Below are 17,301 nucleotides of genomic sequence, written 5' to 3'. Positions count from 1 at the left end.
CCCATGCATTCGCCGGATCCTGACACAGATGTCCCTGGCTTCGGCAAGTACGGAATGAACGGTTTGCTCGAGGGGGTGAACGGCAAAGATATGACTAAAGACGCTATTTGGCTAATACAAGAGTTGTACAGCCGACAGGCGCCTGTCCAACAACTCAGTGTTCCAGACAATCCCCTGCCGCTGGGCTTGTAAAACAAAAAGCCCAGGGCTTCCCCATCGATCCGAAAGGCCGTCGCCACCCGAATCTCTGGCTAGGCCAGGACCACTAATAAGCAGACAGAACGCAATCTGGCGGGGCGCTCCAGCCCGTTGTCGCCACTCTCCACGAGCAGGAGTTTTTCATGACCGCTTCCAAGCAAGACAACCTCATCGATTGGCTGCGCGATGCCCATGCCATGGAGGAACAGGCCGAGAAGATGCTCTCGGCCCAGGCCGCGCGCCTCGAGCACTATCCGCAGTTGCGCCAGCGTATCGAGCAGCACATCCGCGAGACCCAGGAACAGCGGCAGGTGATCGAAGGCTGCCTGAGCCGTCACGGCAGCAGCCCTTCGACCCTCAAGGACATGGGCGGCAAGTTGATGGCGCTGGGCCAGGCGATCGGCGGCGCTCCTATGAGCGATGAGGTCATCAAGGGGGCCATCGCCGGCTATGTCTTCGAGAACATCGAAATCGCCACCTACACCACGCTGATCGCGGCCGCTGCCGAGATCGGCGACAGCGAAACGCAGCAGGCCTGCGAACGCATCCTCGAACAGGAGAAGGCCATGGCGGCCTGGCTGCTGGAAGACCTGCCCGCCACCACCCGCGCCTTCCTGGAACGCTCCGCCGACCCCGATCTGACCGCGAAGCGCTGAAACGCCCGAGTTATACCGTGACTAGCCCCTGGAGGTTACATGTTCGTCCATAACAAGCGACTGCAATACACCGTGCGCGTGTCCGAACCCAATCCCGGTCTCGCCAACCTGATGCTGGAGCAATTCGGCGGTCCCCAAGGCGAACTCGCCGCCGCCATGCGCTACTTCACCCAGGCGATAGCCGAGCTCGACCCGGGCCGCAAGGACATGCTGTTCGACATCGCCACCGAAGAACTCAGCCACCTGGAAATCATCGGTTCGATGATCGCCATGCTGAACAAGGGCGCCAAGGGCGACCTGGCGGAAAAGACCCAGGAAGAAGCGGACATGTACCGCTCCCTGACCGGTGCCGGCAATGACTCCCACCTCACCCAGATCCTCTACGGTGGCGGCCCGCAACTGATCAACTCGGGCGGGGTGCCCTGGACCGCGGCCTACATCGACACCGTCGGCGAGCCGACCATCGACCTGCGATCCAACATCGCCGCCGAGGCCCGGGCCAAGATCGTCTACGAGCGCCTGATCAACGTCACCGACGATGCCGGCATCAAGGACACCCTGAGCTTTCTGATGACCCGCGAGATCGCGCACCAGAAGTCTTTCGAGAACGCGCTGCACTCCATCCAGCCCAACTTCCCCCAGGGCAAGATGCCACCGCGGCCGGAATTCGCCAGCGTCTACTACAACATGTCGCAAGGCGAAGGCGATATGCGCGGTCCCTGGAATCAGGGTCAGGACTGGGAGTTCGTGGAACAGCCCAGCCCCGCCGTGGACGGCGGCGACGGCCTGGCCAGCGTCAAGCTGCCGCCGATGCAGGCCAAGGCGGTCGAACAGCTCGCGACCCGCACCATGTCGGACCCGAATGCTGCACCGGTAACGGGTGCCGATCTGGGCGCCGGCCTGGCCAAGCAACTCGACAAGAACCGCCTGGAAGAGTGATGTCTAGGCGACGGCGCCCATCGGGCGTCGTCGCCCTCCCCTCGGCCCGATGACCTTTCGTCGGCCCGCTTGCGCGCCCTGCGCTTCCGCACGAACCTGGCCAATTGCCATCGGTCCTACTGCCGTCATCGTAGTAGGGAAAGCCCTGATGGAAGATTATCTCCTGGCGTTCGCCATGGTCGCTCTGACCGCCCTGTTCATAGGTCTCACTACCGTCGGTCTGGTGGAATTCACCTGATGGCGCTTTGCCGCCTTTCGCGCTGAACATTTGTCCGGCGGCGCAGTCTGCCGCTGTGCATTGATGCCATCACGTTGTATGACGTAGCCAGGGACGCCACCATGAAACGCCACGCTTACGCCTTAGCCCTCGTTGCAGCCGCCATCTGCAGCACACCCGTTTTCGCCATGGATCAGGATGCCCTGCAATTCGAGCAGGCCAGCATGGTCGCCTTCAAGAGCTGTGCGAACAAGGCGGTGATCGCCGGAACCCGCATCGGCGACACGGCTCGCTTCTCCGATACCGACAGCTGTGTCGTCCAGGCACTGTCGCAGATCGAGCCGGCCTACCAGAAGGCCCTTACCTCCCTGCAGAACAACGGCACCGCCCGCCGCTGCCTGCAGACCTACTACAGCAACTGGCTGACGCTGATGAAATCCCTGCCGGAGCTGCAGTCCAAGCCGCCGTCCTCGGTGCTGCTGACCGCCAACGGTGGCGAGCGCCGCCTCAACCAGTACTGGCAATTCGTGGTCAGCGCCCGCTGATCATGCCCCGGCGTCCCGCGGGGAGCCTGGGCTCCCCGCGCGCGTTTCAGCCGATGGCAACATGCCCCGGCTGCGCCGCCACCCGCGCCAGCCAGGCCTGGATGGCCGGATAGTCGTCCAGGCTGAAGCCGCCTTCGTGGGCGACGTGGGTGTAGGCATAGAGCGCGATATCGGCGATCGAGTAGTCCTCGCCGACCAGGAAGGGCGTGCGCTGCAGCTGCTGCTCCATCACCCGCAACGCCTTGTAGCCGCGCACCAGGCACACCTCGTACTCCTCACGGCGCTCTGCCGGCAGCCCCTGGTAAAGCTGGATGAAGCGCGCCACCGCCACATAGGGTTCGTGACTGTACTGCTCGAAGAATTGCCACTGCAGCACCTGGGTCCGCAGCCGCGGTTCGCTGGGCAGGAAGCGCGTGCCGTCGGCGAGGAAGTTGAGGATGGCATTGGATTCCCACAGGCAGGTGCCGTCTTCCAGCTCCAGCACCGGAATCTTGCCGTTGGGATTCTTCGCCAGGAAGGCTTCGCTGTGGGTCTCGCCAGCGAGGATATCGACCTCGTGCCAGCGATACTCCAGGCCGAGCAGGTGCAGCATCAGCACCACCTTGTAGCAGTTGCCGGAACGGCGATCGCCATAGACCTGATACATCTCACAGCTCCTTGTCATGGGGGGTGGCTTCCCGGATCACGCCGGACAGGCGCGGAAGGCCCGTATCCAGCCGTTCGGGCAGCACATGGCTGAAATTGAGCCGCAGCAGACCGCGGTGACGATCCGGCTCGGCGAAGAACGGCTCGCCCGGCATGAAGGCGACGTCCTGAGCCAGGGCGGCGTCCAGCAGCGTACGGGTATCCAGGGGCGTTTTCAGCCGTAACCAGAAGAACAGCCCACCCTGGGGAATCTGCCAGTCGGCGATGTCGCTGAAATGTCGCGTCAGGGCCAGGGCGAAGCCATCCCGACGCTCACGGTAGAAGGCCCGCACCTCCTGCAGGTGCCGGGCGTAGCGCTCGCTACCCAGCCATTGCAGCACCTGCCACTGGCTCATGCGGCAGGTGTGCAGATCGGCCGCCTGCTTGAGCGCCCGCAAGGGCTTGAGCAATTCAGGCGAGGCGATCAGGTAGCCCACGCGCAGGCCGGGCAGCAGCGTCTTGGACAGGCTGCCGGTGTGGATCCAGGCGCTGCGCCGGAGTTGGGCGCATAGCGGCCGCGCCGGCGCGCCATCGTAGCTGAGTTCGCGATAGGGCTCGTCCTCTACCAGGGTCACGCCGTACTCGTCCAGCAGGGCTGCCACCGCCGCACGGTTGGCTGCGGAATAGCGCACCCCGGAAGGATTCTGGAAGGTCGGGATCAGATAGGCGAAGGCCGGGCGTCGCTCTTCCAGGCGCAGGCGCAAGGCCTCCAGGTCCAGCCCCTCCGGCGTCAGGCTGACCTCCAGGCACTCCGCGCCAAAGAACTGGAAGCTCTGCAGCGCCGCCAGGTAGGTTGGGCCTTCCACCAGCACCGGGGTGCCGACGTCGAGATAGAGCTTGGCGATCAGATCCAGGGCCTGCTGGGAACCCGTGGTCACCAGCACCTGGTCCGCCGTGCAGTCCAGGCCATAGGCGCGGGCCTGGGCGGCGATGGCCTCGCGCAGCGCCGGCTCGCCCTCGCTCATGCCGTACTGACCCAGGCCGGCCGGCATCGTGCTCCAGTCCACCGCTGGCAGACAGCGCTCGGCCGGCAGCCCTCCGGCAAAGGACATCACCTCCGGACGCTGCGCCGCTGCCAGGATGTCGCGGATCAGGCTGCTCTTGAGTCGGGTCACCCGTTCGGAAAATGCCATCTGCCCTCCTGTGGCCCGTGGCCTGGTAATGAGTCAAACTACTTGACCGACCCTAATCCACTCCGGAAAGACAAGTCAATATGCTTGACCTAAATCAGACCTCCCAGCAGCGCCTGATCATGGAGACCTTCTTCTTCGGCTACCAGGCGTTCACCGCCAAGGCCGACGACATGCTGGCGCGGCGTGGTCTGAGCCGGGTCCACCAGCGCATCCTGTTCTTCATCGCGCGCGAGCCGGGCCTGAGCAACAAGGCGCTGCTGGAGGTGCTCAACGTCAGCAAGCAGGCCTTGAACATCCCGCTGCGGCAGTTGCTGGAGATGCAACTGGTGGCCATGGAGACGGATGCCGCGGACAAGCGCAAGCGGCGGCTGTCCCTGACCCGGGGTGGCGCCGCCCTGGAGCAGACCCTGAGACGCGAGCAGATGCGCCTGGTGCAGGCGGCGCTGGCCACGGCCGGAGCGGATGCGGCCGAGGGCTGGCTGGCGTTCAATCAGGCCCTGGCCGGCCGCCAGGAGAGCGAAAGCGACAGCCAGGACAGTTCGACCCCTTCGGTCGGCTCCTGAAAACTGTACCGCTGGTTCGCGGCCTCGGTGTACGGATACCGCCCCGAGCGGCCTGGCTAAGCTGGCGCAAAGCCCAGGGATGCCCCTCATGACCGTCGAACTGCTCTCCGCCTTCATGCTCTTCGCCTTCGTCTCCTCCGCCACGCCCGGCCCCAACAACATGATGCTGCTGGCGTCGGGGGTGAATTTCGGTTTCCGGCGGACCCTGCCGCACATGTTCGGCATCAGCCTGGGCCACATGCTGCTGGTCATCTGCACTGGCCTCGGCCTGGGTCAGCTGTTCGTGCTCTATCCGCCGCTGCAGATCGCCCTGCGGGTCATTGGCGGCGCCTACCTGCTGTATCTGGCCTGGAAGCTGGCCACCGCCTCCGCCCCCACGCCGCGGGAATCGGGCAGCGGCAAGCCCTTCGGCTTCTTCCAGGCAGCGGCCTTTCAATGGGTGAACCCCAAGGCCTGGGTGATGGCCATCGGCGCGGTCACCGCCTATATTCCGGCCGAGAACTTCACCGCCAACCTGTTGCTGGTGGCCCTGCTCTTCGCCCTGATCAACCTGCCCAGCGTCAGCCTCTGGACGCTGTTCGGCATGGGCCTGCGCCGTCTGCTCAGCAGCCCGGCACGGCTGCGGCTGTTCAACTGGAGCATGGCCCTGCTGCTGGTGCTGTCCCTCTACCCCATCCTGTTCGGCCATCACTGAGGTTTTTCGATGCACGCGGCTCCGCAACGCCTTTCCCCACTGGCCGATACCTCGCCCGCCGCCGTGGTCGCCGGCTTCGTCGCCATGCTGGTGGGCTACACCAGTTCCCTGGTGCTGATGTTCCAGGCCGGTCAGAATGCCGGCCTGAGCAGCGGACAGATCTCCTCCTGGATCTGGGCACTGTCCATCGGCATGGCGCTGACTACCATCGGCCTGTCGTTGAAGTACCGCACCCCCATCGTCATCGCCTGGTCGACCCCGGGCGCCGCGCTGCTGGTCACCAGCCTGCCGTCGGTGCCCTACAGCGACGCCATCGGCGCCTTTGTGCTCTGCGCCGTGCTGCTCGCGCTCTGCGGCATCACCGGCAGCGTCGACCGCCTGCTGCGCCGGGTCCCGCCGGCGCTGGCCGCCGCCCTGCTGGCCGGCATCCTCTTTCGCATCGGCATCGAGATCTGCGCCGCGGCCCAGCACCAGACCGCGCTGGTGCTGGGCATGGCCCTGGCCTATCTGGTGGCCAAGCGGCTGTGGCCGCGCTACTGCGTACTGGTCGCCCTGGTGGCTGGCCTGCTGCTGGCCGCCGGACTGGGCCTGCTGGACTTCCACAGCCTGCGCCTGGAGTTGGCGATGCCGGTATGGACCACCCCGACCTTTTCCCTGGCCGCCACCATCGGCATCGCCATCCCGCTGTTCGTAGTGGCCATGGCCTCGCAGAACATGCCCGGTATCGCCGTGCTGCGCACCGATGGCTACGCGGTCCCGGCCTCGCCGCTGATCGCCACCACCGGCCTCGCCTCGCTGCTGCTGGCACCCTTCGGCTCCCATGGCATCAACCTGGCGGCCATCAGCGCGGCGATCTGCACCGGTCCCCAGGCCCATGAAGACGCCAGCAAGCGCTATACGGCGGCGGTCTGGTGCGGACTCTTCTATGGCATCGCCGGGCTGTTCGGCGCCACCCTGGCGGCGCTGTTCGCCTCGCTGCCCGGCGAATTGGTGATCTCGGTGGCCGCCCTGGCGCTGCTCGGCTCCATCATGAACGGCCTGCACGGCGCCCTCGCCGACCCCGGCCAGCGCGAACCGGCGCTCATCACCTTTCTGGTCACCGCCTCGGGCCTGACCCTGGGCGGGATCGGCTCGGCCTTCTGGGGCCTGGTCGCCGGTCTTTTGGCCAGTTTGCTACTCACCGCACGCCGCCGTTAGAACCCGCGCCCCTCCCGACGGGTCGGAACTGGATCCTTCCCGTCAGGAGAACACCATGTCCCGTACCAATCGCCAGTTCCTGCTCGCCAAACGCCCATCCGGCGAACCCACCGCCGACACCTTCGAGCGCGTCGAGCAGCCGATCGGCGAACCCGGCGCCGGTCAGGTGCTTATCAAGAATCTGTACCTGTCCCTCGACCCGGCCATGCGCGGCTGGATGAACGAGGGCAAGTCCTATATCAAGCCCATCGGCATCGGCGAGGTCATTCGCGCCCTGGGCGTCGGCGAGGTGGTGGCGTCCAACCACCCGGACTTCAAGGTGGGCGATACCGTCAATGGCATGCTCGGCATCCAGGACTATTACCTGGGCGAGCCCCAGGGCTTCTACAAGGTGGATCCCAGCAAGGCCAGCCTGCCCCAGTACCTTTCCGTACTCGGCATGACCGGCCTGACCGCCTACTTCGGCCTGCTCGAGGTCGGCGAGCCCAAGGCCGGCCAGACCATCGTGGTCTCCGGCGCGGCCGGCGCGGTGGGCAGCATGGTCGGCCAGATCGGCAAGCTCAAGGCCTGCCATGTGGTGGGCATCGCCGGTGGCGCGGAGAAATGCCGCTATCTGATCGAGGAGCTCGGCTTCGACGCCGCCATCGACTACAAGGCCGAGCCGGACCTCGCAGCCACCTTGCAGCGCGAGTGCCCCAACGGCATCGACGTCTATTTCGACAACGTCGGCGGTCCGACCCTGGACGCGGTGCTGGCGCAGATCAATTTCCGCGCGCGGGTGGTGCTCTGCGGCGCCATCAGCCAGTACAACAGCGACAAGGTGCAGGGCCCGCAGAACTACCTGGCGCTGCTCAGCAATCGCGCGCGCATGGAAGGCTTCATCGTGCTCGACCACGCGGCTCGCTATGCCGAGGCGCAGAAGCAGCTGGCGATCTGGCTGGCCGACGGCCAGCTCAAATCCCGCGAGCATATGGTGGAAGGCCTGGACACCTTCCCCGAGACCCTGATGAAGCTGTTCTCCGGCGAGAACTTCGGCAAGCTGGTACTTAAGGTATAGGCCGCGCGTCGGAAAGTCGTCACGAGCGGGTCGCGAAAGCGACCCGCCTGGCTTTAAGGCGTCAACTTACAGACGGCCAATCGCCACCATCCGCCTAAGCCATTGATTTTACTGGCACTGCAAGACTGGCACGCTTCTCGCTGTAGAGGGACTATCCGCCAAGGAGAACAGGCATGGTCCCGCCCTCGTCCAACACCATCAATCTCGATCGCGCTCGCCAGCAACGCAACGCCAACCTGGCCACCCCCGCCCGCGACAGCGATCCGGCGGTGCTGGGCGCGCTGCGTCAGCGCCTGCTCAGCGTCCTGCAGACCTCGCTGGAGCTCGAACGGGTTCTGCAACTCTTCCGGCAGGAGGTGGATACCCTGGTGGAGCTGCCCGGCCTCAGCTACCGGAATGCCGCGGAAGACGTGGCCATCGGCCTGGGCGAAGAACAGGGTCATCAGGTGCACTATCACCTGAGCCAGGGGGACCTGCGTCTGGGCGACCTGACCTTCTACCGTCAGGAGCGCTTCCAGGACAGCGAACTCGGGGCGCTGGAATACCTGCTCGGCAGTCTGCTGTTTCCCCTGCGCAATGCCCTGCTCTATCGCGAGGCCCAGAACAACGCCCTGCGCGATGCCCTGACCGGTGTCGGCAATCGCAGCGCCCTGGATCGTGCCTTGGTGCGGGAACTGGAACTGGCCCGCCGGACCCAGCAGCCGCTGTCGCTGCTGATGGTGGATCTGGACCACTTCAAGCGCATCAACGATAGGTTCGGCCACAGCGTCGGTGACGACGTGCTGCGCCAGACCGCCCGCACCCTCGGCAACAACCTGAGAAGCATGGACATGGTCTTTCGCTTTGGCGGGGAGGAATTCTGCGTACTGCTGTCGGCCACCGGCCACGACGCGGCGCATATCGTGGCGGAACGGCTGAGAGCGGCGGTGGAGGTCCAGTCGGAGACCGCCGGCGCCATCCCCTTGCCGGTCACCCTGAGCCTGGGTCTGGCGACCCTGCGCGACGTGGAATCCCCGCGCTGCCTGCTGCTCCGCGCGGATCGCGCCCTCTATCAGGCCAAGGCCGAAGGCCGCAATCGCTTCTGCAGCCTGGCCTGAAGGTCGCCTGGAGCCAGACGACCCTTCTGCTTAGCGGCGACCGCCCTTGCCGGTACCGCCGCCACTCGGACCGCGACGCGGGGCGATGCCCGGCGAGGTACGGCCCTTGCTGACCGGCTTGCGACCCATTTCGCTGGGACGCTCGGCCACGGCCGACCCCTGGGGCTTGCCGGTCTTGCCCGTCTTGTTGAGCTTGTTGCGCGAACCCCGACCGGCATCGATCGGCCGCGCGGTCTTGCGCTGCTGACGCTCGAGCTTTTCCTTGGTCTTGCCGCCCATGGACGGCAGCGCCACCGGCGGCAGGCCGACTTCGCCCGCGAGGATGTCGATCTCCCCCTGGGTCATCTCGCGCCAGCGCCCGACCGGCAGATCGCTGGTCATGAACACCGGACCGAAACGTACGCGCTTCAACCGGCTCACCACCAGGCCCTGGGATTCCCACAGCCGACGGACTTCGCGGTTGCGGCCTTCCATTACCACGCAATGGAACCAGTGGTTGAAGCCGTCGCCTTCCGGCGCCTGCTGGACGTCGGTGAAGCGCGCCGGGCCGTCTTCGAGGATCACTCCGTTCTTCAGGCGCAGCAGCATCTCTTCGGTCACCTCGCCCCGTACCCGTACCGCGTACTCGCGGTCCATCTGGTAGGACGGGTGCATCAGCCGGTTGGCCAGTTCGCCGTCGGTGGTGAACAGCAGCAGGCCGGTGGTATTGATGTCCAGGCGACCGACGTTGATCCAGCGGCCCTGCTTGGGCTTGGGCAGGCGGTCGAAGACGGTGGGCCGGCCTTCGGGATCGTCACGGGTGCAGATCTCGCCTTCGGGCTTGTTGTAGATCAGCACGCGGCGTACCACTTCCTCGGCCTGGTCGCGCTTGAGCAGCCGTCCGTCCACCGCGATGGCGTCCTTGGGCATGACGCGCAGGCCCAGGGGCGCGACCACGCCGTTGACCTTGATGCGGCCTTCGCCGATCCAGGCCTCGACGTCGCGGCGCGAGCCGACGCCCAGGCGCGACAGCACCTTCTGCAGCTTTTCGCCAGCCGGCGCGGGTGCGCTTTCTTCGAGGATTTCGTTTGGGGGATTCTTGTCGAGGGTCATCAGGCACCTCCCGGTGTAGTGGACGACAAAGGCGCCGCGGAACGGGCGCCAGGAAAAAGACAGGGGCGCATGATAGCGCCCCTGCTCGCGCCAGCCTAGCGAGTGTGGTGTCTCTGAAGTTGACTGCACAATTTTGGCGGCGCTTTTTCGGCTGTGGCGGCGTTGCCACTCCTCGCCATAGCCCTGCTATGACTCGTACCGGCGCCTGGCCACATCGGAGCGCCGAACCGCCAAAAAATCCCTCGCCAATTCTTGCGCGAACTTCAGAGACACCGCACTGGCCTGGCGGGTGAAGGATGGCCGCAGTGTCAGTCCAGTGTGGCCAGGGCCTCGCGGCAGAGTTGCTCGACGCGGGTCCAGTCCTTGGCCTTCACCACGTCGCCGGGCAGCATCCAGCTGCCGCCAACGCACAGCAGGTTGGGCTGCTGGAAGTAGTTCTTCACGTTGCCTGGGTTGACGCCGCCGGTGGGGCAGAACTTGAGTTCGGCGAAGGGACCGGCAAAGGCCTTGAGCGCATCGACGCCGCCATAGACGTTGGCGGGAAACAGCTTGAAGCGGCGATACCCCAGGCGGTAGGCCTGCATGATCTCCGAGGGCGTGGCGATGCCGGGCAGCAGCGGGATGGGCGCCGATACCCCGGCCTGGAGGATTTCCTCGGTGGTGCCCGGGGTGACGATGAACTGGGCGCCCGCCTCGACCGCGGCGTCGAACATCCGCACGTCCAGCACGGTGCCCACGCCGACATCCAGCTCCGGACGTTCCTGGCGCAGCAGGCGCACCGCATCCAGCCCATGGGCCGATCTCAGGGTGATCTCCAGGGCGGTGAGCCCCCCGGCGGCCATGGCGTCGGCGAAGGGCAGCACGTCGGCCGGATCGTTGATCACGATCACCGGCAGGATCCGCGCACGGGCGCAGAGGGCATCTAGGGTCGCGATCTTGTTCTGCATGTCCAAAACTCAACTCCTCGTCAGGGGCACCAATAGACGACCAGGGGTTCGCGCAGGAACGCCTTGATCGGAGTGGCCAGCTCGTCGCCCTCGGCCAGAGCGGTTTCCAGCACCTGTCGCTTGCCTGCGCCCTGGATGGCGAGGATCTGTTGCCGCGCGCGGCTCAGGTAGGCACGGCTCAGGGTGATACGGGTCTGGGGCGCGGACGGTGCCACGCCGGGAAAGCTGAGGCGCTCGCTGGCCGGATCCAGGGCCTCTTCCAGGCCGGGACTGCCGGGGAACAGCGAGGCGGTATGGGCGTCGTCACCCATGCCCAGCACCAGCACATCGGGCGTCGCCAGGGCGCCGCGCAGCCGGGCTTCGGTCAGGGCCATGCCCTCTTCCGTGGAGTTGGCCGGGCTGTAGAGATCGACGAAGCCCGCCGCAGCGGCAGGCCCCTGGAACAGGTGCTTGCGCAACAGGCCGGCATTGCTGTCCGGATGGTCAGCCGGTACCCAGCGCTCATCCGCCAGGGTCACCAGTACCTTGGACCAGTCCAGTTCGGTCTGGGCCAGGCGCTCCAGAAAGGGCACCGGGCTGCGACCGCCGGAGACGATCAGCAGCGCCTCGCCGCGGGCTGCCAGGGCCTCACGCAGCGCGGTGGTGACGGTCTCGGCCAGCGCCGCGGCGTGGGCGTCGCGGTCAGGCAATTCGCGCAGGGTCACGCCCTGCCCCAGATCAGACGTCGCCATACCAGGATCTCCCGTCTCGTGCGATCAATGCGATGGAGGTCAGCGGACCCCAGCTGCCGGCGGCATAGGACTTGGGCGAGTCGCCCATCTTCGACCAGCCATCCATCAGCTGGTCGCACCATTTCCAGGCCGCTTCGATCTCGTCCTTGCGGACGAACAGCGACTGGTTGCCCTGCATGACTTCCAGCAGCAGTCGCTCATAGGCATCCGGCGTGCGTAGATGCTTGAAGGTCTCAGAGAAGTTGAGTTGCAGCGGACCGCTGCGCAGCTGCATGCCCTTGCGCAGGCCCTGATCCTTGCTCATCACCTGCAGCGAGATGCCCTCGTCCGGCTGGATGCGGATGATCAGGCGGTTGCTGATCAGGCTGCGCTGCTCGGGGGCGAAGATGTAGTGCGGTGGTTCCTTGAAATGGATGACGATCTGCGACAGCTTCTGCGGCATGCGCTTGCCGGTGCGCAGATAGAAAGGCACGCCGGACCAGCGCCAGTTGCGGATGTCCGCGCGGATGGCGACAAAGGTCTCGGTGCGGCTCTCGGTGTTGGAATTGGGCTCTTCCAGATAGCCCGGCACAGGCTTGCCGTCGCTGTAGCCGGAGGTGTACTGACCCAGGACCACTCGGCTGGCGAGCTGGTCGGCGGTGATCGGCTCCAGCGCCTTGAGCACCTTGACCTTCTCGTCGCGGATGCTGTCGGCGGAAAGATCCGCCGGCGGATCCATGGCGGTCAGGCAGAGCAGTTGCAGCAGGTGGTTCTGCACCATATCGCGCAGCTGGCCGGCCTGGTCGAAGTAGCCCCAGCGACCCTCGATGCCGACCTTCTCCGCCACGGTGATCTCCACGTGGGAGATGTAGTTCTGGTTCCACTGGGTCTCGAACAGGCTGTTGGCGAACCGCAGGGCGATGAGGTTCTGCACGGTTTCCTTGCCCAGGTAGTGGTCGATGCGATAGACGCGGTCTTCGGGAAAGAAGCGCGCCACAGCGTCGTTGACCACCTTGGAGGATTCCAGGTCGTAGCCGATGGGCTTTTCCATCACCACCCGGGTGCGCTCGCACAGGCCGACGGCGGCCAGGTTCTCGCAGATGGCGCTGTAGACCAGCGCCGGGGTGGCAAAATAGGCGATCAGCGGCGACGTCTCACCCACATCCTCGGCAAGTCCCGTATAGTCTTCGCGATTGCGGAAATCGATGGCGCGATAGCCGAGACGACCACGCATCCGGGTCCATACCGTTTCGTCCCAATCGGCCTTGGGCACATAGTGGCGCAGGCGCTCCTCGATGTGTTCCAGCTGCTTGACCCCATCGCCCTGGTCACGCGCCAGCGCCATGATGCGGGTATCCTCGTGCAGCAGACCTTCACGATCCAGCTGATACAGGGCAGGGAAAAGTTTGCGTAGGGCCAGGTCGCCCAACGCGCCGAAGATTGCCAGGGTACAGGGTAGAACTCGGACGCCAGCCATAAATATTCGTTCTTTTACTTAAAGTTTGAGATATTCCAGCCCCATCATAGGGGAGCCGGGGCGATTCGCGTAGTCTTTATATTAAAAAATACGGCGCAGGGGTAAGCCCGGCCCACACCTTTTATAGCCTTAGGATAGAGGCACAACAACCACTAGGAGTTCTCATGGATCGTGCCAGCACCCTGCTGCAAACCATCCAGACCCGTATCGGCGAACTCAACCGCGCAGAACGCAAGGTCGCCGAGGTCATTCTGCAGAATCCCCGGCAGGCCACCCGCTACACCATCGCCGCCCTGGCCCAGGCGGCCCAGGTCAGCGAGCCCACCGTCAACCGCTTCTGCCGTTCCCTGGGCGTGAGCGGCTATCCGGAAATGAAGATCCAGCTGGCGCAGAGCATCGCCAGTGGCGCGGTCTATGTCAGCCAGGCGGTGGAAGCCAACGACGAACCCGAGGCGTACGCGGAAAAGATCTTCAGCAGCACCATCGCCTCGCTGGACAGCGCCCGCCAGCGGCTGGACGCCCGCACCGTGGATCGCGCGGTCGACCTGATGATCCAGGCGCGGCAGATCCACTTCTTCGGTCTCGGTGCCTCGGCACCCGTGGCCCTCGACGCCCAGCACAAGTTCTTTCGCTTCAACATGGCGGTGTCGGCGCATTCGGACGTGCTGATGCAGCGGATGCTCGCCTCCATCGCCAGGACCGGCGATCTCTTCGTGATCATCTCCTACACCGGCCGCACCCGCGAACTGGTAGACGTGGCCAAGCTGGCCCGGGACAACGGCGCCTCGGTGCTCGGCCTCACCGCCAGCAATACCCCGCTGGCCAAGGTCTGCACCCACAGCCTGGACATCCCGCTGCCGGAAGACACCGACATCTACATGCCCATGACCTCGCGGATCATCCAGCTCACCGTGCTGGACATCCTGGCTACCGGGGTCACGCTCAAGCGCGGCGTGGATTTCCAGCCGCACCTGCGCAAGGTCAAGGAAAGCCTGGTCGCCACCCGCTATCCCTCGGAGCCCGACCAGGGCTAAGCGCCCTCACTGTGCAAAACCTGCTTAGGATCACGCGAGCTAGAGCCAGACAAGGCCTAGGCGGCCCCACGAAAGCGCCTGAGGAAGCGGAGTTTACATCTAGTAAATGAGCATTCCGAAGGGGCTGGCCTTCCAGGGCGCTTTCAACGCGGTCTGGCCGACGCGTAGCAGATCGTAAGCAGGTTTTCAGATGTCGTCGCGGTGGCTGAACAAGTCCCAGGTCGACATGAACAGCGCGGCGATCAGCGGGCCGATGACGAAGCCGTTGAGGCCGAACAGCGACATGCCGCCGATGGTGGAGATCAGTACCACGTAGTCGGGCATCTTGGTGTCCTTGCCGACCAGGATGGGGCGCAGCAGGTTGTCCACCAGGCCGATCACCACCACGGCGAAGACGATCAGAATCACGCCCTTGATCACCGCGCCGGTGGCCAGGAAGTAGATGGCCACCGGCACCCAGATCAGCGCCGAGCCGACCGCGGGCAGCAGCGAGAGGAAGGCCATCAGGGTGCCCCAGAGCACCGCGCCCTGCACACCCAGCACGCCGAGGATGAAGCCGCCCAGGGCCCCCTGCACCACGGCGACGATGATGTTGCCCTTGACCGTGGCGCGCACCACGGCGGTGAACTTGGCCATCAGGCTGCGCTTGTGCATGTCGCTCAGCGGGATCGCCTTGCGGATCAGTGCCACCAGTTGCGAACCGTCGCGCAGCAGGAAGAACAGCAGATAGAGCATCACGCCGAAGCCGATCAGGAACTGGAAGGTGCCCTGCCCGAAGCTGAAGGCCTGGGTGGCGACCCACTGGCTGCCCTGCATGGCACCGGCGGAGAGCTTCTGGCGGATGCCGTCCAGGTCACCGGCGCCAAAGCGCTGCAGGACGCTGCGTACCGAATCCGGCAAGGCACCCCAGATCTGCTGGTAGTACTGGCCGAAGTTGAGCTGACCGCTGCTGACCTGCTGATACAGCAGCGAGCCTTCCTGCACCAGGGAGATGGCGATGAACACCACCGGCAGGATGACGATGAGCAGGATCACGAACAGGGTGCAGAGCGCCCCGAGGTTACGTCTGTTGTTGAAGCGGCGGACGAACCAGCGCTGCAGCGGGGCGAACAGGATGGCGAGGATGGCACCCCAGAACACCGCCCCCAGGAAGGGCGTGAGGATCCAGACGAAGGCCAGCGAGACCACCACCAGCAGGATCAGGAACGTCTTGTTTTCCAGCCGAGCACTTTTCATTGGCTTTCGCGATTCCAAACAAGGATGACAGGCCTTGCTTAGAGCCTCGGAAGCCGTGGGGTTCCCATAAGCACCCCAACTCGACCCGAAGAGACGCGCCGGCGAGACCGGCGCGCCCGGGATCATATCCGAAACTGGCGGACCAGGCCGTCCAGGCGCTCGCCCAGGCCGACCATGCCGGCGGTGTTGCGCGCGCCCTGCTGGGCGCCTTGGGCCATGCTGTCGACGGCATTGGCGATGGTGTGGACGCTGCGATTGACTTCTTCGGCCACCGCCGTCTGTTCCTCGGCGGCACTGGCGATCTGGCTGTTCATGGCGTTGATGGTGGCGATCAGTTCGCTGATGGCAGCCAGGGCGGTGCCAGCCTGCTCGGCCTGGGCCGTGGTGGCTTCGCCCATCCCGCCCGAGCGTTCCATGGCCCCGACCGCGCGGCCGGTGGCCTGTTGCAGGCGATCGATCATGCCCTGGATTTCCTGGGTGCTCTGCTGGGTCCGGCTGGCCAGGGCCCGTACCTCGTCGGCGACCACGGCGAAGCCGCGACCGGCCTCCCCGGCGCGCGCCGCTTCGATGGCGGCATTGAGCGCCAGCAGATTGGTCTGTTCGGCGATGGCGCGGATCACGTCCAGTACGCCGACGATGGCGCCCACGTCCTGCTTGAGGCTATCCAGGGACACGCTGCTCTGGCGCACCTCCTCGACCAGTTCATGAATGCGCGCCACGCTGATGGCGACCGTCTCGCGGGCCAGCCGGCCCTTCTCCTCGGTCTGGCGGGTGGCTTCGGAGGCCTGCAGGGCACTGCTCGCCACTTCCTGGGCCGCCGCGGACATCTGGTTGATAGCGGTGGCCACCTGGTCGGTTTCGCTGCGCTGGCGCTGCATGTCGCGATCGGTGCGCTGGGCCTGCTGGGCGACGTCGTCGAGCAGACCGGTGAACTGGTGAGTGATGTCGACGACCTGGGCGATGGTGCCCTGGATGCGATCGACGAAGCGGTTGAAGGCGGCGGCCAGCTCACCGATCTCGTCACGCCCGTTGACCGGCAGGCGGCGGGTCAGATCGCCCTCGCCGGCGGCGATGTCATCGAGGTTCTCGCGAATCTGCGCCAGGGGCCTGAGGGTCCGGGCGGCAAAGAGTTGCGCGGCGATACCGATCATCACCAGCAGCACGCCGGAGGTACCGAAGATCAGCCAGAGCTGGTCCTGGGTACGCTTGGCGACCTGGTCGGCCACGGCCGCGACCTCGGCTTCCACGCCATCCAGGTTCACCGCGGAACCGATCACCAGGTCCCAGTTGGGCAGGTAGTCGGTATAGGCGAGCTTGGGCACTAGCACGTCCTTGTTACCCGGCAGCGAAGAGCTGTAGCGACTGAAATGCGAGCCATCCTTGCCGACCCGGACCAGTTCCTGGTTGAGGTAGACGCCGCTGGGATCGCGATTGTCTTTGAAGCTCTTACCGATCCCGGCCGGGTCGTTGCCCTTGAACAGGCGGACCACGTTGGAATCGTAGCCGAAGATATAGCCATCCTTGCCGTAGCTGATGGCGGACAGCAGGCGGATAGCCTCCTGGCGCGCCTCGGTATCACCCGCGGCGGCCCTGTCGTACAGCGGCTTGACCACGGTCATGGCCGCTTCCACGGTGTTCTGCAGGCCGTTGCGACTCTGCACCATCAGCCGCTCGCGGGCATCGGCGACATCCTTGAGCGCCTGCTCGTGCAAGACCCAGTAGGACAGGCCACCCAGTACGAGCGTGAACAGGCAGACGGGCAGGACTGCCAGTAGGGTGACTTTAAGTTTGAGGCTCACGAGGTTCTCCTTGATCGCAAGAGCTG

At 65.3% G+C, this 17,301-nt stretch carries 17 protein-coding genes; 9 read left to right on the top strand and 8 right to left on the bottom strand.

The window, feature by feature from the left end; all coding sequences use genetic code 11:
- Positions 1 to 341: 341 nt before the first annotated feature.
- From CFE50_RS05545 to CFE50_RS05535, 3 genes are all read left to right on the top strand, one after another.
- Positions 342 to 854, top strand: coding sequence for a ferritin-like domain-containing protein (locus tag CFE50_RS05545; RefSeq protein WP_007158447.1), 513 nt, complete (start codon positions 342 to 344; stop codon positions 852 to 854).
- A 39-nt stretch (positions 855 to 893) separates the two neighbouring features.
- Entirely contained in the window at positions 894 to 1,793 is a 900-nt protein-coding gene (locus tag CFE50_RS05540; RefSeq protein ID WP_007158448.1) for a manganese catalase family protein, read from the top strand.
- A gap of 405 nt (positions 1,794 to 2,198) precedes the next feature.
- The gene (locus CFE50_RS05535; RefSeq protein WP_027599480.1) at positions 2,199 to 2,555 is read left to right on the top strand and encodes a hypothetical protein; all 357 of its coding nucleotides are present in this window, start codon (positions 2,199 to 2,201) and stop codon (positions 2,553 to 2,555) included.
- Between the two features lie 46 nt (positions 2,556 to 2,601).
- Here CFE50_RS05535 and CFE50_RS05530 read toward each other — a convergent pair whose 3' ends face one another.
- Positions 2,602 to 3,201: a glutathione S-transferase family protein gene (locus CFE50_RS05530; protein ID WP_286731916.1), complete on the bottom strand. Its 600-nt coding sequence runs from the start codon at positions 3,199 to 3,201 to the stop codon at positions 2,602 to 2,604.
- Position 3,202: 1 nt separating this feature from the next.
- Entirely contained in the window at positions 3,203 to 4,372 is a 1,170-nt protein-coding gene (locus tag CFE50_RS05525) for an aminotransferase-like domain-containing protein (protein WP_286731915.1), read from the bottom strand.
- 80 nt (positions 4,373 to 4,452) lie between these two features.
- Between CFE50_RS05525 and CFE50_RS05520 the strand changes: the two genes are divergently transcribed.
- The 5 genes from CFE50_RS05520 to CFE50_RS05500 all read left to right on the top strand — a co-directional run bounded on the left by CFE50_RS05520 (position 4,453) and on the right by CFE50_RS05500 (position 8,980).
- Positions 4,453 to 4,935: a MarR family winged helix-turn-helix transcriptional regulator gene (locus CFE50_RS05520; RefSeq protein WP_286731914.1), complete on the top strand. Its 483-nt coding sequence runs from the start codon at positions 4,453 to 4,455 to the stop codon at positions 4,933 to 4,935.
- Between the two features lie 88 nt (positions 4,936 to 5,023).
- Positions 5,024 to 5,629 (top strand): LysE family translocator, encoded by a 606-nt coding sequence (locus CFE50_RS05515; RefSeq protein WP_042133985.1) that lies wholly within the window; start codon positions 5,024 to 5,026, stop codon positions 5,627 to 5,629.
- 9 nt (positions 5,630 to 5,638) lie between these two features.
- Positions 5,639 to 6,826 (top strand): benzoate/H(+) symporter BenE family transporter, encoded by a 1,188-nt coding sequence (locus tag CFE50_RS05510; protein ID WP_286731913.1) that lies wholly within the window; start codon positions 5,639 to 5,641, stop codon positions 6,824 to 6,826.
- Between the two features lie 55 nt (positions 6,827 to 6,881).
- Positions 6,882 to 7,883 (top strand): NADP-dependent oxidoreductase, encoded by a 1,002-nt coding sequence (locus tag CFE50_RS05505; RefSeq protein ID WP_286731912.1) that lies wholly within the window; start codon positions 6,882 to 6,884, stop codon positions 7,881 to 7,883.
- Between the two features lie 173 nt (positions 7,884 to 8,056).
- Entirely contained in the window at positions 8,057 to 8,980 is a 924-nt protein-coding gene (locus tag CFE50_RS05500) for a GGDEF domain-containing protein (RefSeq protein WP_241810108.1), read from the top strand.
- A gap of 30 nt (positions 8,981 to 9,010) precedes the next feature.
- On the opposite strand, the gene rluB is transcribed toward CFE50_RS05500, so the two are convergent.
- The 4 genes from rluB to zwf all read right to left on the bottom strand — a co-directional run bounded on the left by rluB (position 9,011) and on the right by zwf (position 13,206).
- Positions 9,011 to 10,072 carry a 23S rRNA pseudouridine(2605) synthase RluB gene (rluB, locus tag CFE50_RS05495; RefSeq protein ID WP_042133979.1) on the bottom strand — a complete coding sequence of 354 codons (1,062 nt, stop codon included), beginning with the start codon at positions 10,070 to 10,072 and terminating at the stop codon, positions 9,011 to 9,013.
- 308 nt (positions 10,073 to 10,380) lie between these two features.
- Entirely contained in the window at positions 10,381 to 11,019 is a 639-nt protein-coding gene (locus CFE50_RS05490) for a bifunctional 4-hydroxy-2-oxoglutarate aldolase/2-dehydro-3-deoxy-phosphogluconate aldolase (protein ID WP_058791468.1), read from the bottom strand.
- Between the two features lie 20 nt (positions 11,020 to 11,039).
- Positions 11,040 to 11,750 carry a 6-phosphogluconolactonase gene (gene pgl, locus CFE50_RS05485; RefSeq protein WP_286731910.1) on the bottom strand — a complete coding sequence of 237 codons (711 nt, stop codon included), beginning with the start codon at positions 11,748 to 11,750 and terminating at the stop codon, positions 11,040 to 11,042.
- On the bottom strand, positions 11,737 to 13,206 hold the full coding sequence (gene zwf, locus CFE50_RS05480) for a glucose-6-phosphate dehydrogenase (protein ID WP_026083779.1): 1,470 nt from the start codon (positions 13,204 to 13,206) through the stop codon (positions 11,737 to 11,739). Before zwf ends, pgl begins: the two co-directional genes overlap by 14 nt.
- A 164-nt stretch (positions 13,207 to 13,370) precedes the next feature.
- On the opposite strand from zwf, the gene CFE50_RS05475 reads away from it, so the two are divergent.
- On the top strand, positions 13,371 to 14,240 hold the full coding sequence (locus tag CFE50_RS05475) for a MurR/RpiR family transcriptional regulator (RefSeq protein ID WP_007158461.1): 870 nt from the start codon (positions 13,371 to 13,373) through the stop codon (positions 14,238 to 14,240).
- A gap of 186 nt (positions 14,241 to 14,426) precedes the next feature.
- On the opposite strand, the gene CFE50_RS05470 is transcribed toward CFE50_RS05475, so the two are convergent.
- Positions 14,427 to 15,476, bottom strand: coding sequence for an AI-2E family transporter (locus CFE50_RS05470; protein WP_241810114.1), 1,050 nt, complete (start codon positions 15,474 to 15,476; stop codon positions 14,427 to 14,429).
- Between the two features lie 122 nt (positions 15,477 to 15,598).
- Positions 15,599 to 17,275 (bottom strand): methyl-accepting chemotaxis protein CtpM, encoded by a 1,677-nt coding sequence (gene ctpM, locus CFE50_RS05465; protein WP_286731908.1) that lies wholly within the window; start codon positions 17,273 to 17,275, stop codon positions 15,599 to 15,601.
- Between the last annotated feature and the right edge of the window lie 26 nt (positions 17,276 to 17,301).

The organism is Pseudomonas sp. PGPPP4 (assembly GCF_002256045.1).
GTDB lineage: Bacteria > Pseudomonadota > Gammaproteobacteria > Pseudomonadales > Pseudomonadaceae > Chryseomonas > Chryseomonas oryzihabitans.
Note: the sequence above shows the minus strand (reverse complement) of the source record. Positions and strands in the feature narration are given on the sequence as shown.

Bases quoted from the DNA above. Each gene is read 5' to 3' on its own strand.
- CFE50_RS05545 (WP_007158447.1), top strand. From the start codon at position 342: ATGACCGCTTCCAAGCAAGACAACCTCATCGATTGGCTGCGCGATGCC.
- CFE50_RS05540 (WP_007158448.1), top strand. From the start codon at position 894: ATGTTCGTCCATAACAAGCGACTGCAATACACCGTGCGCGTGTCCGAA.
- CFE50_RS05535 (WP_027599480.1), top strand. From the start codon at position 2,199: ATGGATCAGGATGCCCTGCAATTCGAGCAGGCCAGCATGGTCGCCTTC.
- CFE50_RS05530 (WP_286731916.1), bottom strand. From the start codon at position 3,201: ATGTATCAGGTCTATGGCGATCGCCGTTCCGGCAACTGCTACAAGGTG.
- CFE50_RS05525 (WP_286731915.1), bottom strand. From the start codon at position 4,372: ATGGCATTTTCCGAACGGGTGACCCGACTCAAGAGCAGCCTGATCCGC.
- CFE50_RS05520 (WP_286731914.1), top strand. From the start codon at position 4,453: ATGCTTGACCTAAATCAGACCTCCCAGCAGCGCCTGATCATGGAGACC.
- CFE50_RS05515 (WP_042133985.1), top strand. From the start codon at position 5,024: ATGACCGTCGAACTGCTCTCCGCCTTCATGCTCTTCGCCTTCGTCTCC.
- CFE50_RS05510 (WP_286731913.1), top strand. From the start codon at position 5,639: ATGCACGCGGCTCCGCAACGCCTTTCCCCACTGGCCGATACCTCGCCC.
- CFE50_RS05505 (WP_286731912.1), top strand. From the start codon at position 6,882: ATGTCCCGTACCAATCGCCAGTTCCTGCTCGCCAAACGCCCATCCGGC.
- CFE50_RS05500 (WP_241810108.1), top strand. From the start codon at position 8,057: ATGGTCCCGCCCTCGTCCAACACCATCAATCTCGATCGCGCTCGCCAG.
- rluB (WP_042133979.1), bottom strand. From the start codon at position 10,072: ATGACCCTCGACAAGAATCCCCCAAACGAAATCCTCGAAGAAAGCGCA.
- CFE50_RS05490 (WP_058791468.1), bottom strand. From the start codon at position 11,019: ATGCAGAACAAGATCGCGACCCTAGATGCCCTCTGCGCCCGTGCGCGG.
- pgl (WP_286731910.1), bottom strand. From the start codon at position 11,750: ATGGCGACGTCTGATCTGGGGCAGGGCGTGACCCTGCGCGAATTGCCT.
- zwf (WP_026083779.1), bottom strand. From the start codon at position 13,206: ATGGCTGGCGTCCGAGTTCTACCCTGTACCCTGGCAATCTTCGGCGCG.
- CFE50_RS05475 (WP_007158461.1), top strand. From the start codon at position 13,371: ATGGATCGTGCCAGCACCCTGCTGCAAACCATCCAGACCCGTATCGGC.
- CFE50_RS05470 (WP_241810114.1), bottom strand. From the start codon at position 15,476: ATGAAAAGTGCTCGGCTGGAAAACAAGACGTTCCTGATCCTGCTGGTG.